The 24677-nt window shown below is 66.8% G+C and carries 25 protein-coding genes and 1 tRNA gene; 16 read left to right on the top strand and 10 right to left on the bottom strand.

The features are described 5' to 3' along the window. Positions 1-3: 3 nt before the first annotated feature. Complete coding sequence (locus BLW27_RS11100) at positions 4-378, bottom strand: hypothetical protein (protein ID WP_143042246.1); 375 nt, start codon at positions 376-378, stop codon at positions 4-6. A 122-nt stretch (positions 379-500) separates the two neighbouring features. Here BLW27_RS11100 and BLW27_RS11095 point away from each other — a divergent pair, with 122 nt between their 5' ends. Together BLW27_RS11095 and cuyB are read left to right on the top strand one after the other, a co-directional pair. Next, positions 501-1277, top strand: a complete 777-nt coding sequence (locus tag BLW27_RS11095; RefSeq protein ID WP_089883229.1) for an alpha/beta fold hydrolase — start codon at positions 501-503, stop codon at positions 1275-1277. Continuing rightward, positions 1277-1945 carry a cysteate racemase gene (gene cuyB, locus BLW27_RS11090; protein ID WP_177177879.1) on the top strand — a complete coding sequence of 223 codons (669 nt, stop codon included), beginning with the start codon at positions 1277-1279 and terminating at the stop codon, positions 1943-1945. Before BLW27_RS11095 ends, cuyB begins: the two co-directional genes overlap by 1 nt. Positions 1946-1955: 10 nt before the next feature. Here cuyB and BLW27_RS11085 read toward each other — a convergent pair whose 3' ends face one another. Further along, on the bottom strand, positions 1956-2303 hold the full coding sequence (locus BLW27_RS11085) for a cyclin family protein (protein ID WP_245710845.1): 348 nt from the start codon (positions 2301-2303) through the stop codon (positions 1956-1958). A 187-nt stretch (positions 2304-2490) separates the two neighbouring features. Continuing rightward, positions 2491-2760 carry an acylphosphatase gene (locus BLW27_RS11080; protein WP_089883225.1) on the bottom strand — a complete coding sequence of 90 codons (270 nt, stop codon included), beginning with the start codon at positions 2758-2760 and terminating at the stop codon, positions 2491-2493. A 569-nt stretch (positions 2761-3329) separates the two neighbouring features. Between BLW27_RS11080 and lepA the strand changes: the two genes are divergently transcribed. The 8 genes from lepA (at position 3330) to BLW27_RS11045 (ending at position 12355) form a co-directional block, all read left to right on the top strand. Further along, a complete protein-coding gene (lepA, locus tag BLW27_RS11075) occupies positions 3330-5135 on the top strand; it encodes a translation elongation factor 4 (RefSeq protein WP_089883222.1) in 1806 nt (601 codons plus the stop codon). Positions 5136-5244: 109 nt separating this feature from the next. Next, complete coding sequence (locus tag BLW27_RS20715; RefSeq protein ID WP_143042245.1) at positions 5245-6063, top strand: hypothetical protein; 819 nt, start codon at positions 5245-5247, stop codon at positions 6061-6063. 395 nt (positions 6064-6458) lie between these two features. Beyond that, positions 6459-8033: an ABC transporter substrate-binding protein gene (locus tag BLW27_RS11070; RefSeq protein ID WP_089883220.1), complete on the top strand. Its 1575-nt coding sequence runs from the start codon at positions 6459-6461 to the stop codon at positions 8031-8033. A 91-nt stretch (positions 8034-8124) separates the two neighbouring features. Continuing rightward, on the top strand, positions 8125-8388 hold the full coding sequence (locus BLW27_RS11065) for a hypothetical protein (RefSeq protein WP_089883218.1): 264 nt from the start codon (positions 8125-8127) through the stop codon (positions 8386-8388). 3 nt (positions 8389-8391) lie between these two features. After that, positions 8392-9375 (top strand): ABC transporter permease, encoded by a 984-nt coding sequence (locus BLW27_RS11060; protein WP_089883216.1) that lies wholly within the window; start codon positions 8392-8394, stop codon positions 9373-9375. A gap of 82 nt (positions 9376-9457) precedes the next feature. Then, complete coding sequence (locus BLW27_RS11055; protein ID WP_089883281.1) at positions 9458-10354, top strand: ABC transporter permease; 897 nt, start codon at positions 9458-9460, stop codon at positions 10352-10354. A 52-nt stretch (positions 10355-10406) separates the two neighbouring features. Then, positions 10407-11393, top strand: coding sequence for an ABC transporter ATP-binding protein (locus tag BLW27_RS11050; protein ID WP_089883215.1), 987 nt, complete (start codon positions 10407-10409; stop codon positions 11391-11393). Continuing rightward, entirely contained in the window at positions 11390-12355 is a 966-nt protein-coding gene (locus BLW27_RS11045; protein ID WP_089883213.1) for an ABC transporter ATP-binding protein, read from the top strand. Before BLW27_RS11050 ends, BLW27_RS11045 begins: the two co-directional genes overlap by 4 nt. A gap of 21 nt (positions 12356-12376) precedes the next feature. Here the strand turns inward: BLW27_RS11045 and BLW27_RS11040 are convergent. Then, a tRNA-Thr gene (locus BLW27_RS11040) sits at positions 12377-12452 on the bottom strand. A gap of 95 nt (positions 12453-12547) precedes the next feature. On the opposite strand from BLW27_RS11040, the gene BLW27_RS11035 reads away from it, so the two are divergent. Further along, positions 12548-13468, top strand: coding sequence for a hypothetical protein (locus BLW27_RS11035; protein WP_089883211.1), 921 nt, complete (start codon positions 12548-12550; stop codon positions 13466-13468). Between the two features lie 25 nt (positions 13469-13493). Here the strand turns inward: BLW27_RS11035 and BLW27_RS11030 are convergent, their stop codons facing one another. Beyond that, positions 13494-13751 carry a DUF2312 domain-containing protein gene (locus tag BLW27_RS11030; protein ID WP_089883209.1) on the bottom strand — a complete coding sequence of 86 codons (258 nt, stop codon included), beginning with the start codon at positions 13749-13751 and terminating at the stop codon, positions 13494-13496. A 122-nt stretch (positions 13752-13873) separates the two neighbouring features. On the opposite strand from BLW27_RS11030, the gene BLW27_RS11025 reads away from it, so the two are divergent. Together BLW27_RS11025 and BLW27_RS11020 are read left to right on the top strand one after the other, a co-directional pair. After that, positions 13874-14089 carry a hypothetical protein gene (locus BLW27_RS11025; RefSeq protein ID WP_089883207.1) on the top strand — a complete coding sequence of 72 codons (216 nt, stop codon included), beginning with the start codon at positions 13874-13876 and terminating at the stop codon, positions 14087-14089. Between the two features lie 81 nt (positions 14090-14170). After that, a complete protein-coding gene (locus tag BLW27_RS11020) occupies positions 14171-14599 on the top strand; it encodes a protein tyrosine phosphatase family protein (RefSeq protein ID WP_089883206.1) in 429 nt (142 codons plus the stop codon). Between the two features lie 7 nt (positions 14600-14606). Here BLW27_RS11020 and BLW27_RS11015 read toward each other — a convergent pair whose 3' ends face one another. From BLW27_RS11015 to BLW27_RS10995, 5 genes are all read right to left on the bottom strand, one after another. Then, positions 14607-15803, bottom strand: a complete 1197-nt coding sequence (locus BLW27_RS11015) for a FliM/FliN family flagellar motor C-terminal domain-containing protein (RefSeq protein WP_245710844.1) — start codon at positions 15801-15803, stop codon at positions 14607-14609. 99 nt (positions 15804-15902) lie between these two features. Further along, positions 15903-18584, bottom strand: a complete 2682-nt coding sequence (locus tag BLW27_RS11010) for an ATP-binding protein (RefSeq protein ID WP_425429292.1) — start codon at positions 18582-18584, stop codon at positions 15903-15905. Beyond that, positions 18581-18877 (bottom strand): hypothetical protein, encoded by a 297-nt coding sequence (locus BLW27_RS11005; RefSeq protein ID WP_177177877.1) that lies wholly within the window; start codon positions 18875-18877, stop codon positions 18581-18583. Before BLW27_RS11005 ends, BLW27_RS11010 begins: the two co-directional genes overlap by 4 nt. After that, a complete protein-coding gene (locus BLW27_RS11000; protein ID WP_089883204.1) occupies positions 18874-19248 on the bottom strand; it encodes a response regulator transcription factor in 375 nt (124 codons plus the stop codon). Before BLW27_RS11000 ends, BLW27_RS11005 begins: the two co-directional genes overlap by 4 nt. A gap of 94 nt (positions 19249-19342) precedes the next feature. Next, the gene (locus BLW27_RS10995) at positions 19343-20665 is read right to left on the bottom strand and encodes an XRE family transcriptional regulator (protein ID WP_089883202.1); all 1323 of its coding nucleotides are present in this window, start codon (positions 20663-20665) and stop codon (positions 19343-19345) included. A gap of 219 nt (positions 20666-20884) precedes the next feature. Here BLW27_RS10995 and BLW27_RS10990 point away from each other — a divergent pair, with 219 nt between their 5' ends. From BLW27_RS10990 to BLW27_RS10980, 3 genes are all read left to right on the top strand, one after another. Further along, on the top strand, positions 20885-22228 hold the full coding sequence (locus tag BLW27_RS10990) for a substrate-binding protein (protein WP_089883199.1): 1344 nt from the start codon (positions 20885-20887) through the stop codon (positions 22226-22228). Positions 22229-22346: 118 nt separating this feature from the next. Then, positions 22347-23378: a branched-chain amino acid ABC transporter permease gene (locus BLW27_RS10985; RefSeq protein ID WP_089883275.1), complete on the top strand. Its 1032-nt coding sequence runs from the start codon at positions 22347-22349 to the stop codon at positions 23376-23378. A gap of 150 nt (positions 23379-23528) precedes the next feature. Next, the gene (locus tag BLW27_RS10980; protein WP_089883273.1) at positions 23529-24671 is read left to right on the top strand and encodes a branched-chain amino acid ABC transporter permease; all 1143 of its coding nucleotides are present in this window, start codon (positions 23529-23531) and stop codon (positions 24669-24671) included. Positions 24672-24677 lie beyond the last annotated feature (6 nt).

Genomic DNA, 24677 nt, shown 5'->3' with positions numbered 1-24677 from the left:
CGTCTAGAGGAACCCGCGCCAGCTCAGCACCGCGATCAGCAGCGCCAGCACGATCAGCAGGTTCGCCACCATCCCCGCGACCACCCGCAGGCGCGCCAGGGACCGCTTCTGGCGAAGTTCCGGCCCCTCGAGATACTGCACCGCCCGGTCGTAGGCCGCGCTCAGCGCCTGCGGGTCGACCTGCGCCTCGAGCCGCGGATGCCCGGCCTTGCGCGCCGCGCGCGCCACGTAGGCCGCATCGCGCCGCACCGCCGCCGGCAGCATCCGCCGCGCCCGCGCCACCCGCAGCTCGAGCGGGCCGCGCCGCAAGTGCAGCCGGTCGGCGAAAAGCACGTTCAGCCTGTCGGCCATCGCGGCGGCGTCGGATCGTGGGGCCATGCCCCCGCGATAGGCGAAAGCGCGGCGCCGCTCAAGCGCGGGACAAGGCGACCGCGTCCGGGCAGGCGCGGCGCGCGCATCTTGGGCTGGCGCGCCGCGGCGGAGGGCGGTATCCCGGGCCCATGCTCAACGTGATCTCACAGGGCGCCGACACGTCCGCGCCGCCGCTTCTCATCGTGCACGGGCTCTTCGGCTCGGGGCGCAACTGGGGCGTCATCGCCCGCCGCCTCGCCGAGGACCGCCTTGTCCTGACCCCGGACATGCGCAACCACGGCGACAGCCCGCGCGCCCCCGTCCACGACTATCCCGCCATGGCCGCCGACCTGGCCGAGGTGATCGAGGCGCATGGCGGCCACGCCGACGTGGTCGGCCACTCGATGGGTGGCAAGGCCGCGATGGTGCTGGCCCTCACCCGCCCCGAACTGGTCGACCGCCTGATCGTGGCCGACATAGCGCCCGTCACCTACACCCATACGCAGATGGACAACATCGACGCCATGCGCGCCGTCGACCTGTCGCGCGTCAGCCGCCGCTCGGACGCGGCCGAGCAGTTGGCCGCCACAATCTCCGAACCCGCGCTGCGCTCGTTCTTCACCCAGTCCGTCGACGTGACCGAGAAGCGGTGGAAGCTCAATCTCGACGTGCTGGCCGACCAGATGCCGAAGATCCTGTCCTTTCCGGACATCGACGCCACCTTCGACAAGCCCACGTTGTTCCTGTCGGGCGCGAATTCCGACTACGTCCGCCCCGAGCACCGCGACGCCATCCGCGCCCATTTCCCTTCCGCCCGCTTCGCCAGGATCCCCGGCGCCGGCCACTGGCTGCACGCCGAGAAACCGCGCGAATTCGAGGACTCGATCCGCGCCTTCCTTTCCATGACCTCGAAGCGCGAGGCGTGATGCGCCCGGTCGGCATCCTCGGCGGCATGGGCCCGCAGGCCACGGTGCTGCTGATGCAGAAGGTGATCGACGCGGTGCCCGCGCGCGACGATGCCGACCACGTGCCGCTGATCGTGCACCAGAACCCGGCCGTGCCCTCGCGCATAAAGGCGCTGATCGAGGGCACCGGCCCGTCCCCCCTGCCGGTCCTGCAGGCGATGGCGCGCGACCTTGCCGCCGCCGGGGCCTCGGCGCTGGCGATGCCCTGCAACACGGCGCATGCCTATGCCGACGGCCTGGCCGACGCGACCGACCTGCCGCTGCTGCACATGCTGGACCTCACCGGCGCCGCGCTGGCAGGCAAGGGCCGGATCGGCGTGCTCGCCTCGCCGGCCACGCGGCTGTCGGGGGTGTTCGACCGCCACCTGCCTGCGGGTTTCGCCTTCCCCAAGGACGACGCGCCGCTGCTGGCGATGATCCGCGCGGTCAAGGCCGGCGCCGCGCCTGCCGCCATCGCCCCCGACCTTGCGGCCGAGGCCATGCGCCTGATGGAGACCTGCGACCACCTGCTGATCGCCTGCACCGAGCTTTCGCTCGTGGCCCCCCTGCTGCCCGACGCCCTGCCGCGCACCGACAGCCTCGACTGTCTCGTCGCGGCCATCGTCGCCCATGCGCAGAGCCGGCCGTAGAAGTCCCCGCTCAGCGATAGGGGCTGCAAAGCCCTTCCGACGCGTCCGCGAAGGACCGGTAGCGTTTCCAGAATTCCTCGTGGCGCGGGTTGTCCGATTGCCGGATCTCCTGCGCGCGGTGCGGGTCCTTGAAGAAGTCCACCGCCATGCGCTGGTCGCCGCCCGAAAGGCTCTGGTTCGCCACGAACTGGATGCAGCGGCACAGCGCGGGGTTCGCCTCGCTCCGCCCGCCGGTCTGGCACGCCACCTGGATGGGGCCGTTGGCGAACGCCGCGCGGGTCGGCATCTCGTTCGACCGCCCGCCCCCGCACGCCGCAAGCATCAACGTCGCCGCCATGAGATATCGCGCTGGAATCATGTCACCTGCCCAAAGAATGCGGCCGCCCGGTGTTCCGGGTCGCGCCGCGCTGCCGATGCGCACCACCATGCGCGAAAACCGCGCCGCGATCAATTCGACTTCCCGTAAAAGGCGCACGCATCCGGCCCGAAATCCAACCGGAATCCGACCGGCCTCCGATCGGCGTGCCGCGTCGGCCGGCCCGCCCCTACCGCCGGATCTCGAACCCCTCCGGCAGCGCCCCGTCCGCCGGTTCGCGGTCGAGCGCCTCGACCCGCGCCGCCCTCGGCCCCTCGCGCAACCGCGCCACCATCGCCTCGACCGCCTCGGGCGTCCCGCCCAGCACCGCCTCGACCGAGCCGTCGTCCCGGTTGCGAACCCAGCCCCGCAGCCCCAGCGCCTGCGCCTCCTCCTGCGTCCAGGCCCGGAAAGAGACCCCCTGCACCCGGCCGGTGACGATCACGCATGTCTGCTGCATGTCTGTTGCTCCGATATTCCGTCCTGCGAAAGGAATTAGACGCACCACAGGGCTTGTCAGCTTATACCATGCGAGAGCCTTTGGAGAAGGTCTGGCCAGCTTTGTGATACCGCCGAGCCGGCAAGCCAACGTTAGCGCGGCTTCCGGATTTGGCGCAAGATCGCGGCACCGCAAGCCACCGCAAACTCGCCGGCCATCGTTCCGTAGGGGCTAGAACCGCGTTCACCTTGCCGGGATTGGCCGCCAGGTAACCCGCTCCGCCTGCCGGAAGGCAAACCTCTGTCGGCCGATCCATCAGGCAAACCCTCCCTTGGGTCGTCCCCGGTTCTCCGGATACATGCCGCCCCGCGTCCGTCCGCACAAGACCCCTGCACCCGGTCCTGTCCGCCCGAAGCATCCGACACAGCGTCTTCTTTTGACCACCGATCGCGGGCCTTTCCTAACAAATCCTGAATCCGTCCCTGTAACCCCTTGTAATCCCGTACCCGCCTTCATGTCCCACCGTGGGACACCTCAAGCGCCCCCGGCGCCACTTGACCGGGCCCTTGATCCGCAGCATATCGCAGGACATGAGCACACCCCAGTCCCGCATCCGCAATTTCTCGATCGTCGCCCATATCGACCACGGGAAATCGACCCTCGCCGACCGGCTGATCCAGCTGACCGGCACCGTCGCCGAGCGCGACATGAAAGAGCAGATGCTCGACGCGATGGACATCGAGCGCGAGCGCGGCATCACCATCAAGGCCAACACCGTCCGGATCGACTATCCGGCCAAGGACGGCCACACCTACGTGCTCAACCTCATCGACACGCCCGGCCACGTCGACTTCGCCTACGAGGTCAGCCGGTCCATGCGCGCGGTCGAAGGCTCGCTGCTGGTGGTCGACGCCACGCAGGGCGTCGAGGCGCAGACCCTCGCCAACGTCTACACCGCGATCGAGGCCGACCACGAGATCGTGCCGGTGCTCAACAAGATCGACCTGCCCGCGTCCGACCCCGAGCGGGTGAAGACCCAGATCGAGGACGTGATCGGCATCGACGCCTCGGAGGCTGTCGAGATCTCGGCCAAGACCGGCCTCGGCATCCCCGACGTGCTCGAGGCGATCGTCAAGCGCCTGCCGCCCCCGCATGGCGGCGACCCGGACGCGCCGCTCAAGGCGATGCTGGTGGACAGCAAGTACGACCAGTACCTTGGCGTCATCTGTATCGTCCGCATCGTCGACGGCACCCTCAAGAAGGGCGACCGCATCCGCATGATGAAGACCGGCGGCACCTACGACGTGGACGACGTGGGCATCTACCGCCCCGCCATGACCGGCGTCGACAGCCTCGGCCCCGGCGAGATCGGCTACCTGAACGCCTCGATCAAGCAGGTCCGCGACACCCGCGTCGGCGACACGATCACGCACGAGCGCAAGCCCTGCGACAAGGCCCTGCCCGGCTTCAAGCCGTCGATCCCGGTGGTGTTCTGCGGCCTCTTCCCGGTCGACACCTCGGATTTCGAGGACATGCGCGACGCGATCGAGAAGCTGGCGCTGAACGACGCCTCCTTCAGCTTCGAGATGGAGACCTCGGCCGCGCTCGGCTTCGGCTTCCGCTGCGGCTTCCTCGGCCTGCTGCACCTCGAGGTGATCCGCGACCGGATCGAGCGGGAATACAACATCGAGCTGATCACCACCGCGCCGTCCGTGGTCTACCACGTGCACATGAGGGACGGCAGCCAGCACGACCTGCACAACCCGGCCGACATGCCCGACATGTCGAAGATCAGCCACATCGAGGAACCGCGCATCAAGGCGACCATCCTCGTGCCCGACGACTACCTCGGCGACGTGCTGAAGCTGTGCCAGGACCGGCGCGGGCTGCAGATGGACCTCACCTACGTCGGCGGTCGCGCGATGGCGGTCTACGACCTGCCCCTGAACGAGGTCGTGTTCGACTTCTACGACCGGCTGAAATCGGTCACCAAGGGCTATGCCAGCTTCGACTACGAGATCACCGGCTACCGCGAGGACAACCTCGTGAAGATGCAGGTGCTGGTCAACGACGAGCCCGTCGACGCCCTGTCGATGATGGTCCACCGCGACCGGGCCGAGATGCGCGGCCGGGCCATGTGCGCCAAGCTCAAGGACCTGATCCCGCGCCAGATGTTCAAGATCCCGATCCAGGCGGCCATCGGCGGCAAGGTCATCGCGCGCGAGACGCTGTCGGCCATGCGCAAGGACGTGACCGCCAAGTGCTACGGCGGGGATGCCACGCGGAAGAAAAAGTTGCTCGAGAAGCAGAAGGCCGGCAAGAAGAAGATGCGCCAGTTCGGGAAGGTGGACATCCCGCAGGAGGCGTTCATCTCGGCGCTGAAGATGGATAGTTAAAGATCTAAATCGTCGAAATTATAATTTTCGAAACACAAGGCATGAAGCGATAATTAAAGGCCTTGAAAAAGCGTTAGAGAGCCTAGGCGAGGCGGGAAAATCCCGGCTTATGTGCATCGCCATTATTTTCGGCGCATTCCTGCTATCAGCGAGCAGCCTGTACTTAATATACTTCAGAACACTGGTAGCCCTTTCGCTTCCCGGAAACTTGGCGGCATTCGCCGATGCGGAACTGGCGGCCGGAAAATTTTTCTTTCTCACAATGTCTGTGGCTGTTTCGCTGTTTTTCGCGAATTATTTTCTGTACTATTTTACGTCTATGGCGCTAATGCTGACATCTCTCAAGGTGTCGCTTAAGCTTAATCACCGAGTAGCCCGAAACACAAGTATCGTTGTTCGGAAGTCGGTTAGGTTCGCAAAGCACAGGAAGCCATTTTTTCTGTTCATATTATCTGCGCTTGTATTTTCATTTATTGAGTACAGGAGTAATTTCTTCTACTTTCTTTGCTATATACTCGTGAACGCCATATCAGCAACTACCCTCTCAGCCTTCTTTCATTTCCGCATCTCTAATTTGGGCGATATTTTTCGTAATTTCGCGCACCTCGACTTCAGCCTCCCTAGCTCAATTGCGAAGGCCTCTGGAACCCGAAAGCTTTCAGCATTGCTCGTTGGCTTCGCTCTATTCTTTGGCGGATTTTCGATTATTGCTGCAACTTTCGATGCGGATGGCATTTTCTCAGGAAATCAAGCCGAGGTTACCTTTACAGATGGCACCGTTGTAACCGCATGGATATCGGCCCCTCTCAGCCGAGGTGTCGTTGTAATTCACAAAATTAAAAAGGGACTCGTTTTAACCTCAGCCGAAGAAGGGTCATTCATCCCCTATGAAAGCATTAAGATAATAGCATTTCCGGATGAGCCGTAGAGTGACGAACTTCCGCAGCGAGCCGCAGGGTGGGGTTTGACCCCACCATCTTCCACCGAACAAGGTGGGGTGAAACCCCATCCTACCCCATTAAATCGGCGTCGGCGCCATAGCGCGCATCGCGATGCGGCGACGAGAACGGCCTATCCTCGGGCCGCGCGACGTATCCGTGCTTGACCGGCTTCATCCACACGAACCGCCTCGGTGCCTCGCATGCGCATGGGATGTGCATGGATCGTGCATGCGCTGTGCCACCCTCGAAACCGGCGCCGGGCCGGGTGACGCGACAGCATCGCGCCCCGCCCCTCGCCGCCGGTTGCGGGCTGGTTCGGGCGCGTTATAGTGCCTGCCCATGAGGCCCGGAAACAGGGCCGCAACCCACAGGGAGACACGCCATGAAGACCACCGGCATCCTCGCCGCCGCGCTGCTGGCAAGCACCGCGCTCGGCGCCTCGGCCGAGACGCTGCGCTGGGCGCGCGCGGGCGACAGCCTGACGCTCGACCCCCACGCGCAGAACGAAGGCCCGACGCACACGCTGGCGCACCAGATCTACGAGCCGCTGATCATCCGCGACGTCACCGGCGCGCCCGAGGCCGCGCTGGCCACCGACTGGGCGCCCTCGCCCGACGACCCGACGGTCTGGGTGTTCAACCTGCGCCAGGGCGTGAAATTCCACGGTGGCGAGGACTTCACCGCCGAGGACGTCAAGTTCTCGATCGAGCGGGCGCAGTCCGAGGATTCGGACATGAAGGAGCTGCTGAACTCGATCACCGAGGTGCGCGTGGTCGACGACCACACCGTCGAGTTCGTCACCGACGGCCCGAACCCGATCCTGCCGGCGAACCTGACCAACCTGTTCATGATGGACAAGGGCTGGGCCGAGGCGAACGACTCGGTCGAGGTGCAGGACGTCGAGGGCGGCGAGACCACCTTTGCCGCGACCAACACCAACGGCACCGGCGCCTACAAGCTGGTCAGCCGCGAGCCCGACGTGCGCACCGTACTGGAGCGCAACGAGGAATACTGGGGCATGGACCAGTTCCCGATGGAGGTGACCCGGATCGAGTACACCCCGATCCAGAACGCCGCCACCCGCGTCGCGGCCCTGCTGTCGGGCGAGGTCGACTTCATTCAGGACGTGCCGGTGCAGGATCTGGGCCGCGTGGCCGAGACCGAGAACCTGACCGTCAAGACCGCGCCGCAGAACCGGACGATCTTCTTCGGCCTGAACGTGGGCGCCGACGATCTGGACAGCGACGACGTCGAGGGCAAGAACCCGCTGGCCAGCCCGCAGGTGCGCGAGGCGATGAACCTGGCGATCAACCGCGAGGCCATCCAGCAGGTCGTGATGCGCGGCCAGTCGGCACCCGCCGGCATGATCGCGCCGCCCTTCGTCAACGGCTGGACCGCCGAGATGGACGCGATCGAGACCGACGTCGACGCGGCCCGCGCCCTGATGGAGGAAGCCGGCTACGGCGACGGCTTCTCGATCCAGCTGGATTGCCCGAACGACCGCTACGTCAACGACGAGGCGATCTGCCAGGCGGCCGTCGGCATGCTGGCGCAGATCGGCATCACGGTGAACCTGGACGCCAAGCCCAAGGCGCAGCACTTCCCGCTGATCTCGAACGGGGAAACCGACTTCTACATGCTGGGCTGGGGCGTGCCGACCTACGATTCGGCCTACGTCTTCAACTTCCTGATCCACACCCGCGGCGACGAGCGCGGCAGCTGGAACGCGACGGGCTATTCCAATCCCGAGCTGGACGAGATGATCGTCAGCCTCGAGTCGGAGACCGATCTCGAGGCCCGGAACGAGACCATCGCCTCGATCTGGGAAGTGGTGCAGGAAGAACAGCTATACCTGCCGATCCACCACCAGGTGCTGAACTGGGGGATGACCGACGCCGTGGGCACCGAGGTCAGCCCCGAGGACGATCCGAAGGTCAAGTACTTCTCCATGAACTGACTTGACCGGCCGGCCATCTAGGCCGGACGCTGGAACAGGGGCACGCGGGCCGACCGCGTGCCCCGACCTTTTGGGGATGGGATTACCCGCGATGAAAGATGCCCTTACCGCCGGCGCCAACGACGCCGCGCCGGCCGCCGCCATCCATTGTCGGGCGGCACGTGCCGGCGCACGCCAGAACGGCAGCGGCAGCCGGGACATGGACCTCACGGAACGCGCCGCGGCGCTGGACGAGCGTGCCGCAACCGTGCAAGAGGGCGCCGTCCGCGCGCGGCCGCTGCTGCGGGGCGCGCGTGATCCTTTCGATCCGACGGTCCGCGAGGCCGACGTCCTGCGCTGTGAAACGGTGAACTGACCCATGCTTGCCTACATCATCCGCCGGATCGGGCAATCGATCCTCGTACTCTTCGTCGTCGGCCTTGTGGCCTTCTCGATGTTCCGGTTCGTCGGCGATCCGGTGGACAACATGCTGGGCCAGGAGCGCACGCAGGCGGATGTCGAACGCCTGCGCGAGCAGCTAGGCCTCGATCAGCCATTCGTCGTGCAATACTACAAGTTCCTCGAACAGGCGGTGCAGGGCAATTTCGGGCTGAGCTACCGCCAGGGCCGTCCCGTCGCCGAGATCCTGCTGGAACGCGCGCCCGCGACGCTGGAACTGGCTTTCGTCTCGGGGCTGCTGGCGCTGGCCGGTGGCATCGGGCTGGGCATCTACACCGCGATCCGAAGGCGGGGCATCTCGGCCAATGCGATCATGACCCTGTCGCTGGTGGGGGTGTCGCTGCCGACCTTCCTGATCGGAATCCTGCTGATCTACCTGTTCTCGGTCGAGCTGGGCTGGCTGCCCTCGTTCGGGCGCGGCGAGGTGGTCGACCTCGGCTGGTGGACGACCGGCTTTCTGACGGTGTCGGGGCTGAAGGCGCTGATCCTGCCGGCGATCACCCTTGGCCTGTATCAGATGACGCTGATCATGCGGCTGGTGCGGACCGAGATGCTGGAAGTGCTGCGCATGGACTACATCCGCTTCGCCCGCGCGCGGGGAATACGCGAGAAGTCGGTCAACTTCCGCCACGCGCTGAAAAACACGCTGGTGCCGGTCATCACCATCACCGGCCTTCAGCTGGGCAGCATCATCGCCTTCGCCATCATCACCGAGACAGTGTTCCAGTGGCCGGGCGTCGGCCTGCTGTTCATCAACGCGATCCAGTTCGTCGACATCCCCGTGATGGCCGCTTACCTGATGCTGATCTCGGTGATGTTCGTCGGCATCAACCTGATCGTCGACATGCTCTACTTCGCGATCGACCCGCGCCTGCGCGTCGACCGCACCGCCGGAGGCCACTGACATGCCCCTCTCCGACCGCCAGTCCGACGCCACGACCATCGCCGACAGCGCGCGCGTGGCGGGCCCCTCGCGCGCGCGGCGCATGTGGGACAGCGATTTCGGCTATGCCTTCCGCCGCGCACCGGTGGCGATGATCAGTTTCGCCGTCGTCATCCTGCTGGTTCTGGCTGCGCTGCTGGCGCCCTGGATCGCGCCGCACGACCCGTTCAACCCGGCCACGCTGAACCTGATGAACGGCTTCACCCCGCCCATGCAGGCCAATGCCTTCACCGGCGACTTCTTCCTCCTGGGAACCGACGACCAGGGCCGCGACGTCTTCTCGACCATTCTCTACGGGATGCGGATCTCGCTGTTCGTGGGCTTCGCAGCGGTGTTCCTGGGGCTGGTCATCGGCGTGACGCTGGGCTTGCTGGCCGGCTATGTCGGCGGCTGGGCCGAGACGATCATCATGCGCGTGGCCGACGTGCAGCTGACCTTCCCAGCGATCCTCGTGGCCATGCTGATCTTCGGCATCGCGAAGGGAGTCACCCCGCCCGAATACCGCGACCAGATGGCGATCTGGGTGCTGATCCTTGCCATCGGCCTGTCCGACTGGGTGCAGTTCGCCCGCGTCGTGCGCGGCGCCACGCTGGTCGAGAAGAACCGCGAATATGTGCAGGCGGCGCGGCTGATCGGGCGCACGCCCTTCGCCATCATGCTGCGCCACATCCTGCCCAATGTGCTGAACCCGGTGCTGGTGATCGCGACCATTTCCCTGGCGCTGGCCATCATCGCCGAGGCGACGCTGTCCTTCCTCGGCGTGGGCGCACCGCCGACCAAGCCGTCGCTCGGCACGCTGATCCGCATCGGGCAGGAATTCATGTTCTCGGGCGAATGGTGGATCCTGTTCTTCCCGGCGCTCACGCTGCTTGCGCTGGCATTGTCGATCAACCTGCTCGGCGACTGGCTGCGCGACGCCCTGAACCCGAAACTGCGCTGATGCCTGTAGCCATCGAACCGCGCGCATCCGTCGAATTGCGAGGCGTCCAGCCATGAGCACCCCCGTCCTGTCCGTCCGCGACCTGGTCGTGGAAATCCCCACCCGTCACGGCATCCTTCGCCCGGTGGATCATGTCAGCTACGACATCCACGCCGGCGAGATCCTGGGCGTGGTCGGCGAATCCGGCGCCGGCAAGTCGATGACCGGCAACGCCGTGATCGGCCTGCTGGACCCGCCCGCGCGCATTACCGTCGGGCAGATCCTGCTGTCGGGCGAACCGGTGCATGCGCTGAAAGGCGAGAAGCTGCGCCGCCTGCGGGGAAAGCGCATGGCGATGATCTTCCAGGACCCGCTGACCTCGCTCAACCCGCTGCTGACGGTGGGCGAACAGCTCGAGGAAACGATACTCGAGCACATGAACGTGTCGCAGGCCGAAGCACGTCGCCGCGCCGTCGCCCAGCTGGAAGAAGTGGGTATTCCTGCCGCCGAGGCGCGCATCGGCTCGTACCCGCACGAATTCTCGGGCGGCATGCGGCAGCGCGTGGTCATCGCGCTGGCCCTGTGCGCCGAACCCGAACTGGTCATCGCGGACGAGCCGACGACCGCGCTGGACGTCAGCGTTCAGGCGCAGATCATCGCGCTGCTGAAACGCCTGTGCCGCGAGCGCGGCGTCGCGGTGATGCTGGTCACCCACGACATGGGCGTGATCGCCGAGGCCGCCGACCGCGTCGCGGTGATGTATGCCGGCCGGCTCGCCGAACTGGGCCCCGTACGCGAGGTGCTGACCCGCGCGCACCATCCCTATACCGCGGGTCTCATGGCCTCGACCCCCTTGGCCAGCCAAGGGCGCAAGCGGCTGGTGCAGATCCCCGGCGCGATGCCGCGACTGGGCAACCTGCCGCAGGGCTGCGCCTTCCACCCGCGCTGCGACCGCGCGCAGGATGTCTGCCGCCGCGACCCCGGCCCGACGCTGGACGCCTACCGGGGCCGCGCCGCCTGCTGGTTTCCGCTGAACACCGAAGAAAAGGCCGCCACATGAGCGCACTCATCAAGGTCGAGGGGCTGACCCGCGTCTTCGACGTCTCGAAGCCCTGGTTGAACCGCGTGATCGAGCGCAAGCCGCGCGCGCTGTTGACTGCCGTGTCCGATGTAAGCTTCGAGATCGAGGAGAACTCGGTCTACGCCCTGGTGGGCGAGTCCGGCTCGGGCAAGTCGACCATCGGCAAGATCATGGTCGGCCTCGTGCCGCCGTCCAAAGGCAAGGTCGAGGTCGACGGCGTGGATCTCGCCACCGAGAAGGACAACGCCAAGGTCGAGGCCGTGCGCGCCGAGATCCAGATGATCTTCCAGGACCCCTACGCATCGCTCAACCCGCGCTGGCGGGTCCGCAACATCATCGCCGAGCCGGTCGCGGCCAAGGGCGGCGACACCAAGGGGCTGGCCGAGAAGCTGCTGGAACAGGTGGGCTTGTCGGCCGCGGACGCGTCGAAGTACCCGCACGAGTTCTCGGGCGGCCAACGCCAGCGCATCTGCATCGCACGGGCGCTGGCGTCGAACCCGAAGATCATCGTCTGCGACGAGCCGACCTCGGCGCTGGACGTGTCGGTCCAGAGCCAGGTCCTGAACCTGATGACCGACCTGCGCGAAGAGCTGGGCCTGACCTACCTGTTCATCAGCCACGACCTGACCGTGGTGCAGCACATGGCCGACAAGATCGGCGTGCTGTACTTGGGGCGCCTGGTCGAGGAAGCGCCGCGCGACCGGCTGTTCTCGGCGCCCAAGCATCCCTACACGCAGATGCTGTTCGACGCCGCCCCGCGCATGGACGCCTTCGGCCGCGAGGTCGAGCCGCCCAAGGGCGAGATCCCCGACGCGATCAACCCGCCGCCGGGCTGCGCCTTCCACCCGCGCTGCCCGATCGCCATCGACCGCTGCCGGACGGAACGCCCGCTGATGCGCCCGATCGGCGACACACGCGTGGCTTGCCACCGGGCGGAATGATCGCGGACGAAGAAGAGAAAATGGTGCCGGCAGAGGGACTTGAACCCCCGACCCCGAGATTACAAATCACGTGCTCTACCAGCTGAGCTATACCGGCACGCGGGCAGGCATAGGACAAGAGGACGGGCGTGCGCAAGGGCCAATGCGTGCCTTAAAAACCGTGCGGAATCGACAAGAATTTGCCGTCAATCGATGGCACCTTCGCTGCGTACCACCGGGGCGGCCAAGACGATGCAGGTGATCCTTCACTGCGGCGTGCATTGCACGGACGATGACAGGCTGCTGAAAGGCCTGCTTCGAAACGCGGACATGCTGCGCGCCGAGGGCACCGCCGTGCCCGGCCCCTCGCGCTATCGAACGCTGCTGTCCGAGATCGTCAACGCGCTCGATACCGGCACGCCCGCCCCCGCCGCACGTGACGTGGTGCTAGACGAGATCCTGGACATGCCCGCCGAGTCCACCGACCGCGTCGTGCTGTGCCACCCGGACCTGTTCTCGGTGCGACGCATCGCGCTTGCCGGCGGGCGGCTTTACCGCAAGGCGGAAAGCCGGCTGGCGATGCTGCGGGACCTGTTCGCCGAGGACCAGGTCGAGCTCGTGCTTGGGCTGCGCGACATGGGCAGCTTCCTTCCCGCGCTTCTGGCCGCCACCCCGCACGAGCATCTGGACGAGGTGCTGCACGGTGCCGATCCGACGGCACTGCGCTGGTCCGACCTGATCGTGCGCATCCGTGCCGCCGTCCCCGGCATGCCGATCACCGTCTGGTGCAACGAGGACACGCCGCTTCTGTGGGGCCAGATCCTGCGCGAGGTCGCGGGCCTTCCGCCCGACCGCAAGATCACGGGTGCCTTCGACCTGTTCGGCGAGATCGTCCGAGACGAGGGAATGCGCCGCTTCCGCGCCTTCCTGAAGGACAATCCCGGCGTGAGCGAGGATCAGAAACGCCGGCTGATGGCGGCGTTCCTGGACAAGTACGCGATCGAGGACGCGCTCGAGGAAGAGCTCGACCTGCCGGGTTGGGACGCGACCGGACTTGAGGCGCTGAGCGCGGCCTACGATGCCGATCTGGACCGGATCGCGGAGATCCCGGGCGTGCGCGTGCTGGTCCCGTGACGCGCGCCGTCGCGGGACCGGACGCTCAGGCCATGCCCAGCGCGGACTTGTACATCTCCAGCACCGCCTCTTCCTCGGCGATGTCGTCGGGCTCGCGCTTGCGCAGGGCGATGACCTTGCGCATGACCTTGGTGTCGTAGCCACGGCCCTTGGCCTCGGCCATAACCTCCTTCTGCTGGTCGGCGATTTCCTTCTTTTCCACCTCCAGCCGCTCGAAGCGCTCGATGAACTGCTTGAGCTCGCCCGCCGCGACGCCGTAGCTGTCGCCGTCACCATCCTGCATCGTGTCTCTCCTGCCGATCAGAGCCTACCGGTTACCCGCGCCGGCTGCGCCCATCAAGGGGTTGCGGGGCCGCGCCGCAGCGTCTACCGCACCGCACGGCGAGGGCATCGGGGAGATACGCTATGGAGTGGCTGATCTGGAGCGGCGCAGTGCTGTCGGCGGCCGGGCTGGCGGGGCTGATCTGGTGCATCGCGGTGGTCCTGCGCGCGCGCCGCAAGGCGGTCGATGACAAGGCGCTGCGCGAGACCGTGCGCCGGATGGTGCCGGTCAACATGGCTTGTCTTCTGGCGTCGGTGCTGGGCCTAATGATGGTGATCATGGGTATCTTCCTGGCCTGAAGCGGCGCGGCGGTCACGAGGTGCCGTCCCTGCCGCGCGGGCGACTGGACAAGACGTGCGCGCCGCAATAGGACGTGAAGCATGGACGCACGACAGATCACCGACCGCTACGCGGTCTCGCCGCAGATCGAGCCAGAAGACGCCGCCGCACTGCGCGACGCGGGCTTCGCCACGGTCATTTGCAACCGCCCCGACGCCGAGGTTCCGCCCGCCCTTCAGGCAGACGCGATCGGCGCCGCCATGCGCGCGGCCGGCTTGCGGTTCGAGGTGCTGCCGATCACGCACCAGACCCTGACGCCCGAGAACGCGGCGCGCCAGGCACAGATCATCGAGGAATCCGAGGGGCCGGTGCTGGCATATTGCGCGTCCGGCACACGATCGACCTTCATCTGGGCGCTGGGTGCGGCCGGCAAGATGAGCGCGGACGATATCGTCGCCGCTGGCGCGCAAGCGGGCTACGACCTGTCGCCGCTGCGTCCGACGATCGCGGCGGCTTCCGCGCGCGGCTGAACCGCGCTCAGGTCTCGAAGTCGAAATCCATCGTCGCGGCCGCGAAATCCTCGTCGGCATCCACCGCGCCGTCATCCTCCAGCGCCGCCGCGTCGAAGTCTCCTCCAAAGTCGCCACCGAAGTCGTCCCCGTCCTCGAAATCGAGCGGCGGCAGGTCCGGCAGCAGGTCGTCGTCGACCTCTTCCGTGAAGCCGCCCGGGAAATCGACCGAACCAGCATCGTCAGCGCTGAATTCCGCTTCGGTCTCCGCACCGATCGCCAAGGCCGCGTCAGCTTCGTCGAAGCCGCCCTGTGACGTCATCGCGTCGGCGCCTGCGGCGGCCATCGCACCGGTTCCCGTCGATTTCGGCCAGTTGATGCGTACGGCGCGCGCGCCGTTCATCTGGCCAAGGCGTCCGCCCGCCACGACCGCGCCGTTCGCGGCGACGATCTCGACCCCGTCCAGCGCAGCTGCCGGAAGCGTTATCAGATCGCCGGCCTTGAGCGCCTCGGCCTTCACAAGGGGCATCCGTACCCGCGAAAGGATGCAATCGAGCCGCGCGGGCACGTTCAGCATCGCCTCGCGGTGCGGTTCGGCGCCGGGGGCCGGCTTGCCGTCCTCCGGCGCGGCCAGCACGCGGTCGGGCAGGAACAGCGAAACGGTGCCGGTTCGCCTGCCCAGCGCCAGGTCGACTTCTGCGTGGAAGGTGCGGTACTCGGCCGCGTCCAGCAGCAGCGACGCGCTGCGCGGATCCTCGAGCATGGCACCGAAGCGGTAGCCCTCGAACTGCGGGCGCAGCGGGTTCTCGGCCAGATTTTCGACAAATTCCGCCAGCGCGCCGTCCAGCAGCGGCGCCATCATCGCCGCGTCGGTGTGGGTCAACGGGCGGGTGTCGACCGGCATCTTGGTGACCTGCTGGATGGTCTGGATCTCGGTCACGCCGGTCAGGATCTCGCGGTCGACCTGCGCCAGCCCGATCGCGCCGCCGGGACCGTCCAGAACGATCAGCAACGTGTCGGGCCGCAACGCCGCGACGACGCCGTCCTGGTCGAGCAGGTCGAGTTGCACGCCGCTGCACACCAGCACCAGCGACCAGGCATCTTCGGCCGTGCGGGCGAGCGCACGGCGCAGCGCCTTGGCCGTCGACATGCCGCGTGCCTCGTGGGCGCGCTGTGCCGCGCGCGCCTTCTGGCCCAGTACACCCTGTCCGCCGCCGTCAGCCATGCATGAATTCGCCAGTTCCCGTCACGGATTCTCCGCCATCGACTGCCGTTATGCGGGTATTTGGTTACCAAGGGCTTTAACGATCCGAGATATCCCGAGCTACTCGGCTGCCTGTTCCAGTGCGGCGGGCACGATCACCCGGAACGCAGCCCCGCCCTGCCCCGGCAGATAGCGGATGTCGCCCCCGAGGCGGGCCATGATCTGTCGACAGATCGCCAGCCCCAGCCCGGCGCCGCCGGCCTTCTGGTCCCCAACGCGCGAGAACTTCTCGAAGATGACGTCCTGCGCCTCGGTCGAGACGCCGGCACCGTTGTCGATGAAATCGATCACCAGCCCCCCAGCGTCCTCGGTCACCGTGATCGTCAAGGCCGGATCCCTGGCGTCGCAATATTTACGCGCATTGGCGATCAGGTTGATGAACACCTGCCCAAGGCGGTCGACGTCCGTCTCGAGCACGACCTGCTCGGCTATTGTGCTCCGATCGATACGGATGCACGCGCCCATCTCGTCCGCCGCCGCCGCCGCGACCGCCCGGTCCAGCAGGTCGGACAGCCGCTCGCGCCGGATGTTGAGATTGACCTGCCCGTTCTCCAGCACCGACAGGTCCAGCAGGTCGTCCAGCAGCCGCGTCAGGCGCAGCGTCTCGTCATGGATGATCGAGGCGTACTTGGCGCGCTGCCCCGGGTCCAGCGCATCCGAATCGCGCATGATCTCGGAAAATGCGCGAATCGACGTCATCGGCGTGCGCAATTCGTGGCTGATCTGCGACAGGAAGGCATCCTTCTGCACCGACAGGCGCGTCAGCTTGTCGTTCGCCTCGCGCAACTGGCGGGCGGTGCGCGTCAGTTCCTGACTCTGCGCCTCGAGCCGGGCGGAGTACTCCATCATCTGTGCGGTCTCGTCGGCCACGGCCATCAGGTCCTCGACCGACACCCGCATCGAGCCGACGATCTGCCCGACCATCGCATGCGCGGTCGCCGCCCCGACCGAGCCCGCCAGTTCGCGTTCCAGCACCTCGAGGAATTGCGGCGTGGGATCGGGCAGCAGGCCCGACACGCCCTGCTTGCGCGCCTCGCGCAAAAACAGCGCCTGCGCCTCGCGCGCGCCAAGGATGCGCTGCGCCATGACCATCAGGTCCTCGGACTGCGCCGCCGCCCCGGACCAGCCGCGCCGACCGGTGGCCGCCAGGTCGGCGTTGACGAACTGCGCGCCCTGCAGACGCTCGATCGGGCTGGGAAAGCTGACCATCGAGGCCACGAAGAACGCGATCGTGTTGAGCGACAGCGACCACAGCACCGCGTGCATCAGCGGGTCGAGCCCGCCGAGCCCGAACAGTGCGTGCGGGTGCAGCGCCGCGATGCCGAACGGCCCGGTCTCGAACACCGCGCGCGACAGGATCACGCCCTCGCCGAAGCTCGGCAGGAAAAGTGCATACATCCAGATCGCGAAACCGATGCCGATGCCGGCCAGTGCGCCGGACCGGGTCGCGCCGCGCCAGAAGATGCCTCCCAGCAACGCCGGCAAGATCTGCGCAAGCCCGGTGAAGCTGACCAGCCCGATCGCCGACAGCGCCGCACCGCCCCCCGACAGCGCGTAATAGACGTAGCCTAGCAGCAACACGCCCATGATCGACAGCCGCCGCGACAGCAGCACCACGTGCCGCACGTCGCCCGAGAAGCTGGCCGCGTCCCGGCGCAGGTGCAGCCAGACCGGCATCACGATGTGGTTCGACACCATCGTCGACAGCGCAATGGCTGCCACGATCACCATCGACGTTGCCGAGCTGAACCCGCCGAGGAAGCTGAGCACCGCCAGCCCCTCCTGCCCCTGGCTCAGCGGCACGGTCAGCACGAACAGGTCGGGATTCGCCCCTGCGGGCAGCAAATCGAGCCCTGCCACCGCGATCGGCACGATGAACAGGCTCATCAGCCCCATGTAGAGTGGGAAGGCCCACGCCGCGAGCCGCAGCTGCGCGTCGCTGTCGTTCTCGACGACCATGACCTGGAACATGCGCGGCAGGCACAGGAAGGCCGCCGCCGACAGCATCGTCAGCCCGACCCAGCGTCCGCCCTGCACGTCCCATTGCCCCAGCGCCGAGGCATCGACGCGCGCCAACGCCTCGGACACGCCGCCCATCAGGCCCCACACCACGAAGACGCCGACCGCCAGCAGCGCGAACAGCTTGACCACCGCCTCGACCGCGATGGCCATGACCACGCCGTGATGGCGCTCGTTCGCGTCGAGGTTTCGGGTGCCGAAGATCACCGTGAACAGCGAAAGACCCGCGGCGACCCAGAACGCGGTCATCAACTGGTTGGACCCGTCGCTTTCAGGATGCGCGAAGACATCGACCGACAAGGTGACCGACTGCAGTTGCAGCGCGATGTAGGGCGTGGTGCCGATCACCGCCAGCAGGGTGACGCCCACGCCCAGCAGGTTCGACTTGCCGTACCGGGACGAGATCAGGTCCGCGATCGAGGTGATCCGCTGGGCGCGGCCGATGCGCACCAGCTTGCGCAGCCCCCAGAACCAGCCGATCATCACGAGGCTGGGGCCCAGGTAGATCGTCAGGTACTCGAACCCGCCCCGCACGGCCGAGCCGACGGCGCCGTAGAACGTCCAGGCAGTGCAGTAGATCGACAGCGACAGCGTGTAGACGATTGGCGCGCGCAGCCAGTCCACGTGCCCTCGCCGCGCCGCACGTTCGGCGACGAAGGCCACCGTGAACAGGAACATCACGTAGGTCAGCGCGATCGCGGCCAGCGCGTTGGTGGTGATCACAGCGCCGTCTCGCGCCGGGCGCGCGCCTCGTCCTCGGCGGCGCGGGCGCGGCGTTCGGCGCGCTCGATCGCCCAGATCAGCAGGCCCGCGGACAGGCCAAGCGCCGCCCAGGTCCCGAACAGGTAGATCAGCGCCCCCGAGGCCGAGACCGCCTCGCCGGGCATGCTCCACAGGATCGGCACCAGCCACAGCATCAGCGCCAGCACCGGAAGCGCGCGGGCCGCATCGCGCAGCCGCCGCAGCCGGTAGGTCTGCCGCTCGACGAAAAGCGGCGGCGGCGGGCCGGCGTTCATGCGGTGCTCCGCGTCAGCGCCTTGACCGCCTCCAGCACCTCGGCGTTCGAGAACGGCTTGGTCATGAACCGGCTGGCGCCGGCACGCTCGGCCAGATCGCGGTCGCGGGTCTGACCGCGCGCGGTCAGCATCAGGATCGGCAGCGCGGCGGTCTGCGGGTCCTCGCGCAATTCGCGCAGGATGTCGTAGCCCGACCGCCCCGGCAGCATCGCGTCGAGGATCACCAGGTCGGGCGCACGGGCGCGCACCGCTTCGGCCGCGTCCACGCCGTTGCCGTGGCTGTCGACGCGGTAGCCCTCGCGCGACAGGATGAAGCTGATAGCCTCGATGATGTTCGGCTCGTCTTCGACCACCAGCACGTGACCGGCCATCCCGCTCTCCCCCCTGATACCAGCCGACGCGCCCCCGGTCGGGGTCCTCCTCGCGCCACCGGTTGCGCGATCCTAGAGCGCTTGGGCGGCTGCGTCAAAAGACCGGTGCGTCGCGCGCCGGCCCGGCCAGGATCGACGGTTCGCGGCGCGCGCGGCAGGGATGACGAGGGCAGACACGGCAGGCGCTGCCGACCTCCTCGACCGGGGGCGCGGTGCCCGCACCCTGCGGCCGCGGGCGGATCAGCATCTGCGCCCGAAACACCGGGTCGCGGTCGCGCAGCGGCGCGTCGATCGGCAGCGCCAGCGCCTCGGCGGTGAAGAACGTGCCGTCGCCCGCTGCCGGGCGCACGGTCTCCGAGATCACCACGAAGGGCCGCGCCAGCGCGCGGTAAAGCGGCCAGAGCGGACAGCCGGCGCCAACCCGCGGCATCGGAAAATCCGGCAGCGGCTTGCGGTAGCCCAGAACGCCGGAAGCGTCGCAGGTTACCAGTCCGACCGGTTCGGCTAGGCGGTCTGGCGGCATCGCCGCCAGGCGGCGCATCACCACCGCGACGTCGGCGCCAAGGGCATCGGCCACCACCACCGGGTCCGGACCCAGCCGGTCGACCGCCTCGTTCAGTCGATCCATCGGCAGCAGCGTCGCGTCGGCCGCATAGCGCGCCAGTTCCGCGCGCAGCACCGACCGCGCGCCGGCCGACAGTTCGCTCCCCATCGCGCGCAGCACCGCGTCCGCATCACCTCCGCGCTCCAGCGCCGGAACGTGGTGGCCCGTCGCATCCCAAGCGGCTAGCACCTCTTCCTGCGGGCTGCCGGTCTCGGACACCGCCTCGCCATCGGACTCGAGATAGGCCACCAGCGCGCGCGACGTCTCGGCCAACCGGGCGCTGTCCTCGTTGATGTTGCGGTGAAAGCGCGCCTGCCATTCCGGCGCGATCTCGACCGGCTCGGCCAGGATCGCCGCGGCCGAGCGGATCGCCGTGACGGTCGTCAGCATCTCGTGCAGTGCGGTGGCGAGATGCGGGTCATGCGTCATGCGATCGGTCAACGCCTCGACCGTACGTTCCAGCGTCGTCACGCGGGCCCGGTTTCGCGCCAGCAGGCGCGCCCAGCCGGGAAAGCGTCCGGCTAGTTCGTCCACACGGTCGATCTCTGCCCCGACATCGGGTGCCGCACCGGCGGCCTCGCGCAACGCGCCGATCAGCGCCGCGCCTGCGCCTTCGGCCAGAAGCGCAGGCTCGGTTTCCAGAAGCGCGGCAATGTCGACCAGCAGCTTGCCGCCGATTCTGCGCCGGTTGTGCTCGATGAGGTTGAGATACGAAGCAGAGATCCCGGCCGCGCGCGCGAGTTCTGCCTGCCGCATGCCACGCGCGACGCGTCTTTCGCGGATGCGCGACCCGATCAGCGTATCCCGGACCATGACTTTCCTTACGTCATTTCAACGCGTTTCTGCGCCGCAACATAAAAGAGTTTACATCATTCGGCTGCACACTTTGCAGACATTGACAAAAAAAGTATTGCGACGAAACCACTTGTTGCGCGGTTTTCCGATGTTTTGGCATTGTTGCTTTGCACCATGTGCATGCCTTGCCGGGAGGAGGAGTCCCGCCTGGGCGCTGAACCTGATTGGGAGGAATCCATGTCCAAGAGCAATCTGACGCGCCGCGGCGTGCTCAAGACCGGGGCCATCGGCGGCGCCGGTCTGGCACTGCCGACGATGTTCGCCTCGCGCGCCAACGCCTACACGAACGAGCCGACCGGCTCGACCGTCACGCTGGGCTTCAACGTGCCGCAGACCGGTCCCTACGCCGACGAGGGCGCGGACGAGCTGCGCGCCTACGAGCTGGCCGTGAAGCACCTCAACGGCGAGGGCGATGGCGGCATGATCAACACCTTCAGCTCGAAGGCGCTCAAGGGCAATGGCATCCTGGGCAAGAAAGTCGAATACGTCACCGGCGACACGCAGACGAAGTCCGACGCCGCGCGCGCATCCGCCCGCTCGATGATCGAGAAGGACGGCGCGGTGATGATCACCGGCGGGTCGTCCTCGGGCGTCGCGGTGGCCGTGCAGGCGCTGTGCCAGGAGGCGGGCGTGATCTTCATGGCCGGCCTGACGCATTCCAACGACACCACCGGCAAGGACAAGCGCGCCAACGGCTTCCGCCACTTCTTCAACTCGTACATGTCGGGCGCCGCACTCGCCCCCGTGCTCGAGGCGAACTACGGCAGCGACCGCAAGGCCTACCACCTGACCGCCGACTACAACTGGGGCTACACCACCGAGGAAGCGATCCGCTCGTCGACCGAAGCGATGGGCTGGGAAACCGTCGCAGCCGTGAAGACGCCGCTGACGCAGACCGACTTCTCCTCGTACATCGCGCCGGTCCTGCAATCGGGCGCCGACGTGCTGGTGCTGAACCATTACGGCGGGAACATGGTCAACTCGCTGACCAACGCCGTCCAGTTCGGCCTGCGTGAGGCGCAAGCCAACGGCAAGAACTTCGAGATCGTCGTTCCGCTCTACTCGCGCCTGATGGCGCGCGGCGCCGGCGACGCGGTCAAGGGCATCTTCGGCTCGACCAACTGGCACTGGTCGCTGCAGGACGAGGCCAGCCAGACCTTCGTGCGCTCCTTCGGCACGGAGTACGGCTTCCCGCCCAGCCAGGCGGCGCATACCTGCTACGTGCAGGCGCTTCTCTACGCCGACGCGGTCGAGCGTGCCGGCAGCTTCGAGCCCTGCGCGGTCGTCGAAGCGCTGGAAGGCTTCGAGTTCGACGGGCTGGGCAACGGTCCCACCCTCTACCGCGCCGAGGACCACCAGTGCTTCAAGGACGTCCTGGTCGTGCGCGGCAAGGAGAACCCGACCTCGGAGTTCGACCTTCTCGAGATCGTCGAGATCACGCCGGTCGACCAGGTCACCTATCCGCCCGATCACCCGCAGTTCGCCGGCGGCGCACTGGGATCGTGCAACAACGGCGCCTGATCGCCGTCACTGACTGCGAAGACAAGGCCGGGCCGGTCCCCAGAGGGGCCGGCCCGCACCGAACCGCTTTTTCGATTTCCTCGGGATGCGGCATATCTGGACCTGGCGGGGTGAGGCCATGGACGCAATCATTCTTCAAATCCTCAACGGCCTGGACAAGGGCTCGGCCTATGCGCTGATCGCGCTTGGCCTGACGCTGATCTTCGGCACGCTGGGGGTCGTGAACTTCGCGCACGGCGCGCTTTTCATGATCGGCGCGTTCTGCGCGGTGCTGCTCAGCCGCATCCTGTCGATGTCGTACACGACGATCGACGAGACGCGCACGGACTTCCTAGGCAACCCAATGCAGGTCAACGTGCCCTACGCTTACGACTTCTTCGGTGAAGCCGCGGGGCAGACAATCATCGAATGGGCGGTGCCGCTGGCGATCCTGTTCGCCATTCCGATCATGATCCTGATCGGCGTCGCGATGGAGCGCGGGCTGATCAAGCATTTCTACAAGCGCCCCCATGCGGACCAGATCCTGGTGACCTTCGGCCTGGCCATCGTGCTGCAGGAGATCATCAAGTACTATTTCGGCGCGAACCCCATTCCCACTCCGGCGCCCCCCGCCTTCACCGGCAGCTTCGATTTCGGAGCACTGCTGGGCTTCGACGCGAACCAGATCCTGTATCCGTACTGGCGCCTGGTCTACTTCATCTTCGCCGCGATCATCATCGGCGCGGTCTTCGCCTTCCTGCAGTTCACCACCTTCGGCATGGTGGTGCGCGCCGGCATGGCCGACCGCGAAACCGTGGGCCTGCTGGGCATCAACATCGACAAGCGCTTCACCATCATGTTCGGCCTGGCGGCCGCGGTGGCGGGCCTGGCCGGCGTGATGTACGGGCCGATCTACTCGCCCAACTACCACATGGGCATGGACTTCCTCGTGCTCAGCTTCGTGGTCGTCGTCGTGGGCGGCATGGGCTCGTTGCCCGGCGCCGTTGCCGCCGGCTTCCTGCTGGGCATCCTGGAAAGCTTCGCCTCCATGCGCGAGGTCATCAACATCATTCCCGGCATCAACCAGATCATCATCTATCTGGTCGCCATCATCATTCTGCTTGCGCGTCCGCGCGGCCTCATGGGTCGCAAGGGCGTGATGGAGGACTGATCAATGTCCGATCAATCGCAAACGACGGGAACCATCGCCCCCAAGGCGGCATCCCGGCCCGGCGCGTCCGGCGCGGCAGGCCGGTCCCGCGGCACGCTGGGCCTTGCGGGCAAGGATTTCCGCCTTCTGCTGCTCGTGGTGGCGCTGACGATGCTGGCGCCCTTCATCCTCAACCCGTTCCCGCAGACCTCGGGGCTGGCGCAGTTCAACGCGGGCTATCCCGACCTGATGCAGCGTTTCGTGATCTACGGAATCTTCGCGATCGGCTTCAACATCCTGTTCGGCCTGACCGGCTACCTGTCCTTTGGCCATGCGGCCTTCCTGGGCGTGGGCTCATACGCGGCGGTGTGGATGTTCAAGCTGGTCGGCATGAACGTGCTGCCCGCGATCCTGCTGTCTGTCCTGTGCGCGGGCCTCTTCGCGCTGCTGATCGGCTACATCACGCTGCGCCGTTCGGGTATCTACTTCTCGATCCTGACGCTGGCCTTCGCGCAAATGTGCTTCGCGCTGGCCTACTCGGTGCTGACGCCCCTGACCGGAGGCGAGACCGGGCTGCAGCTGGCGCTGGACGATCCGCGCATCCTGGGCACCTCGCAGACCGCCAGCGGAAACATCCCCGTACCGTCGCTGTTCGGGCTCGAGATGCGCGAGAGCGTGGACCTGTTCGTCGGCGGCTGGGCCTTCACCTTCAATGCCGGGTACTACTTCTGCGCGATCGTCCTGCTGCTGTCGTTTTACACCGCCATCCGGATCTTCCGGTCGCCCTTCGGCATGATGCTGCGCGCGATCAAGTCGAACCAGCAGCGGATGCGCTATACCGGCCTCAACCCGAAACCCTACGCACTGGCGGCTTTCGTGATCTCGGGGATGTATGCCGGGTTGGCCGGCGGTCTGATGGCGTCGATGGACCCGCTGGCAGGCGCCGAGCGGATGTTCTGGACCGCGTCGGGCGAGGTCGTGCTGATGACGATCCTCGGCGGCGCCGGCACGCTGATCGGGCCGGTCCTGGGCGCGGGCCTGATCAAGTACATGGAAAACATCCTGTCCAAGATCAATTCCGACATCCTGCACGGCTGGTTCGCCTTCATGCCCGACGGGCTCGAGGACTTCGTAATCACGGTCATCTATCCGTTCATCGGCAAGGGCTGGCACCTGACGCTGGGCCTGATGTTCATGGCGGTCGTGATCTTCCTGCCCGGTGGCCTGGTCGAGGCAGGTCAGCGAATCTCTCGTGCGGTACGCGGCAAGAAGGGCCACGACACCACCGACTCCAAGTCCGAACACGCCGAATAAGGAGCG

The sequence above is a fragment of the Citreimonas salinaria genome (genome assembly GCF_900107235.1).
In the GTDB taxonomy this organism is placed as follows: Bacteria; Pseudomonadota; Alphaproteobacteria; order Rhodobacterales; family Rhodobacteraceae; genus Citreimonas; species Citreimonas salinaria.
Note: the sequence above shows the minus strand (reverse complement) of the source record. Positions and strands in the feature narration are given on the sequence as shown.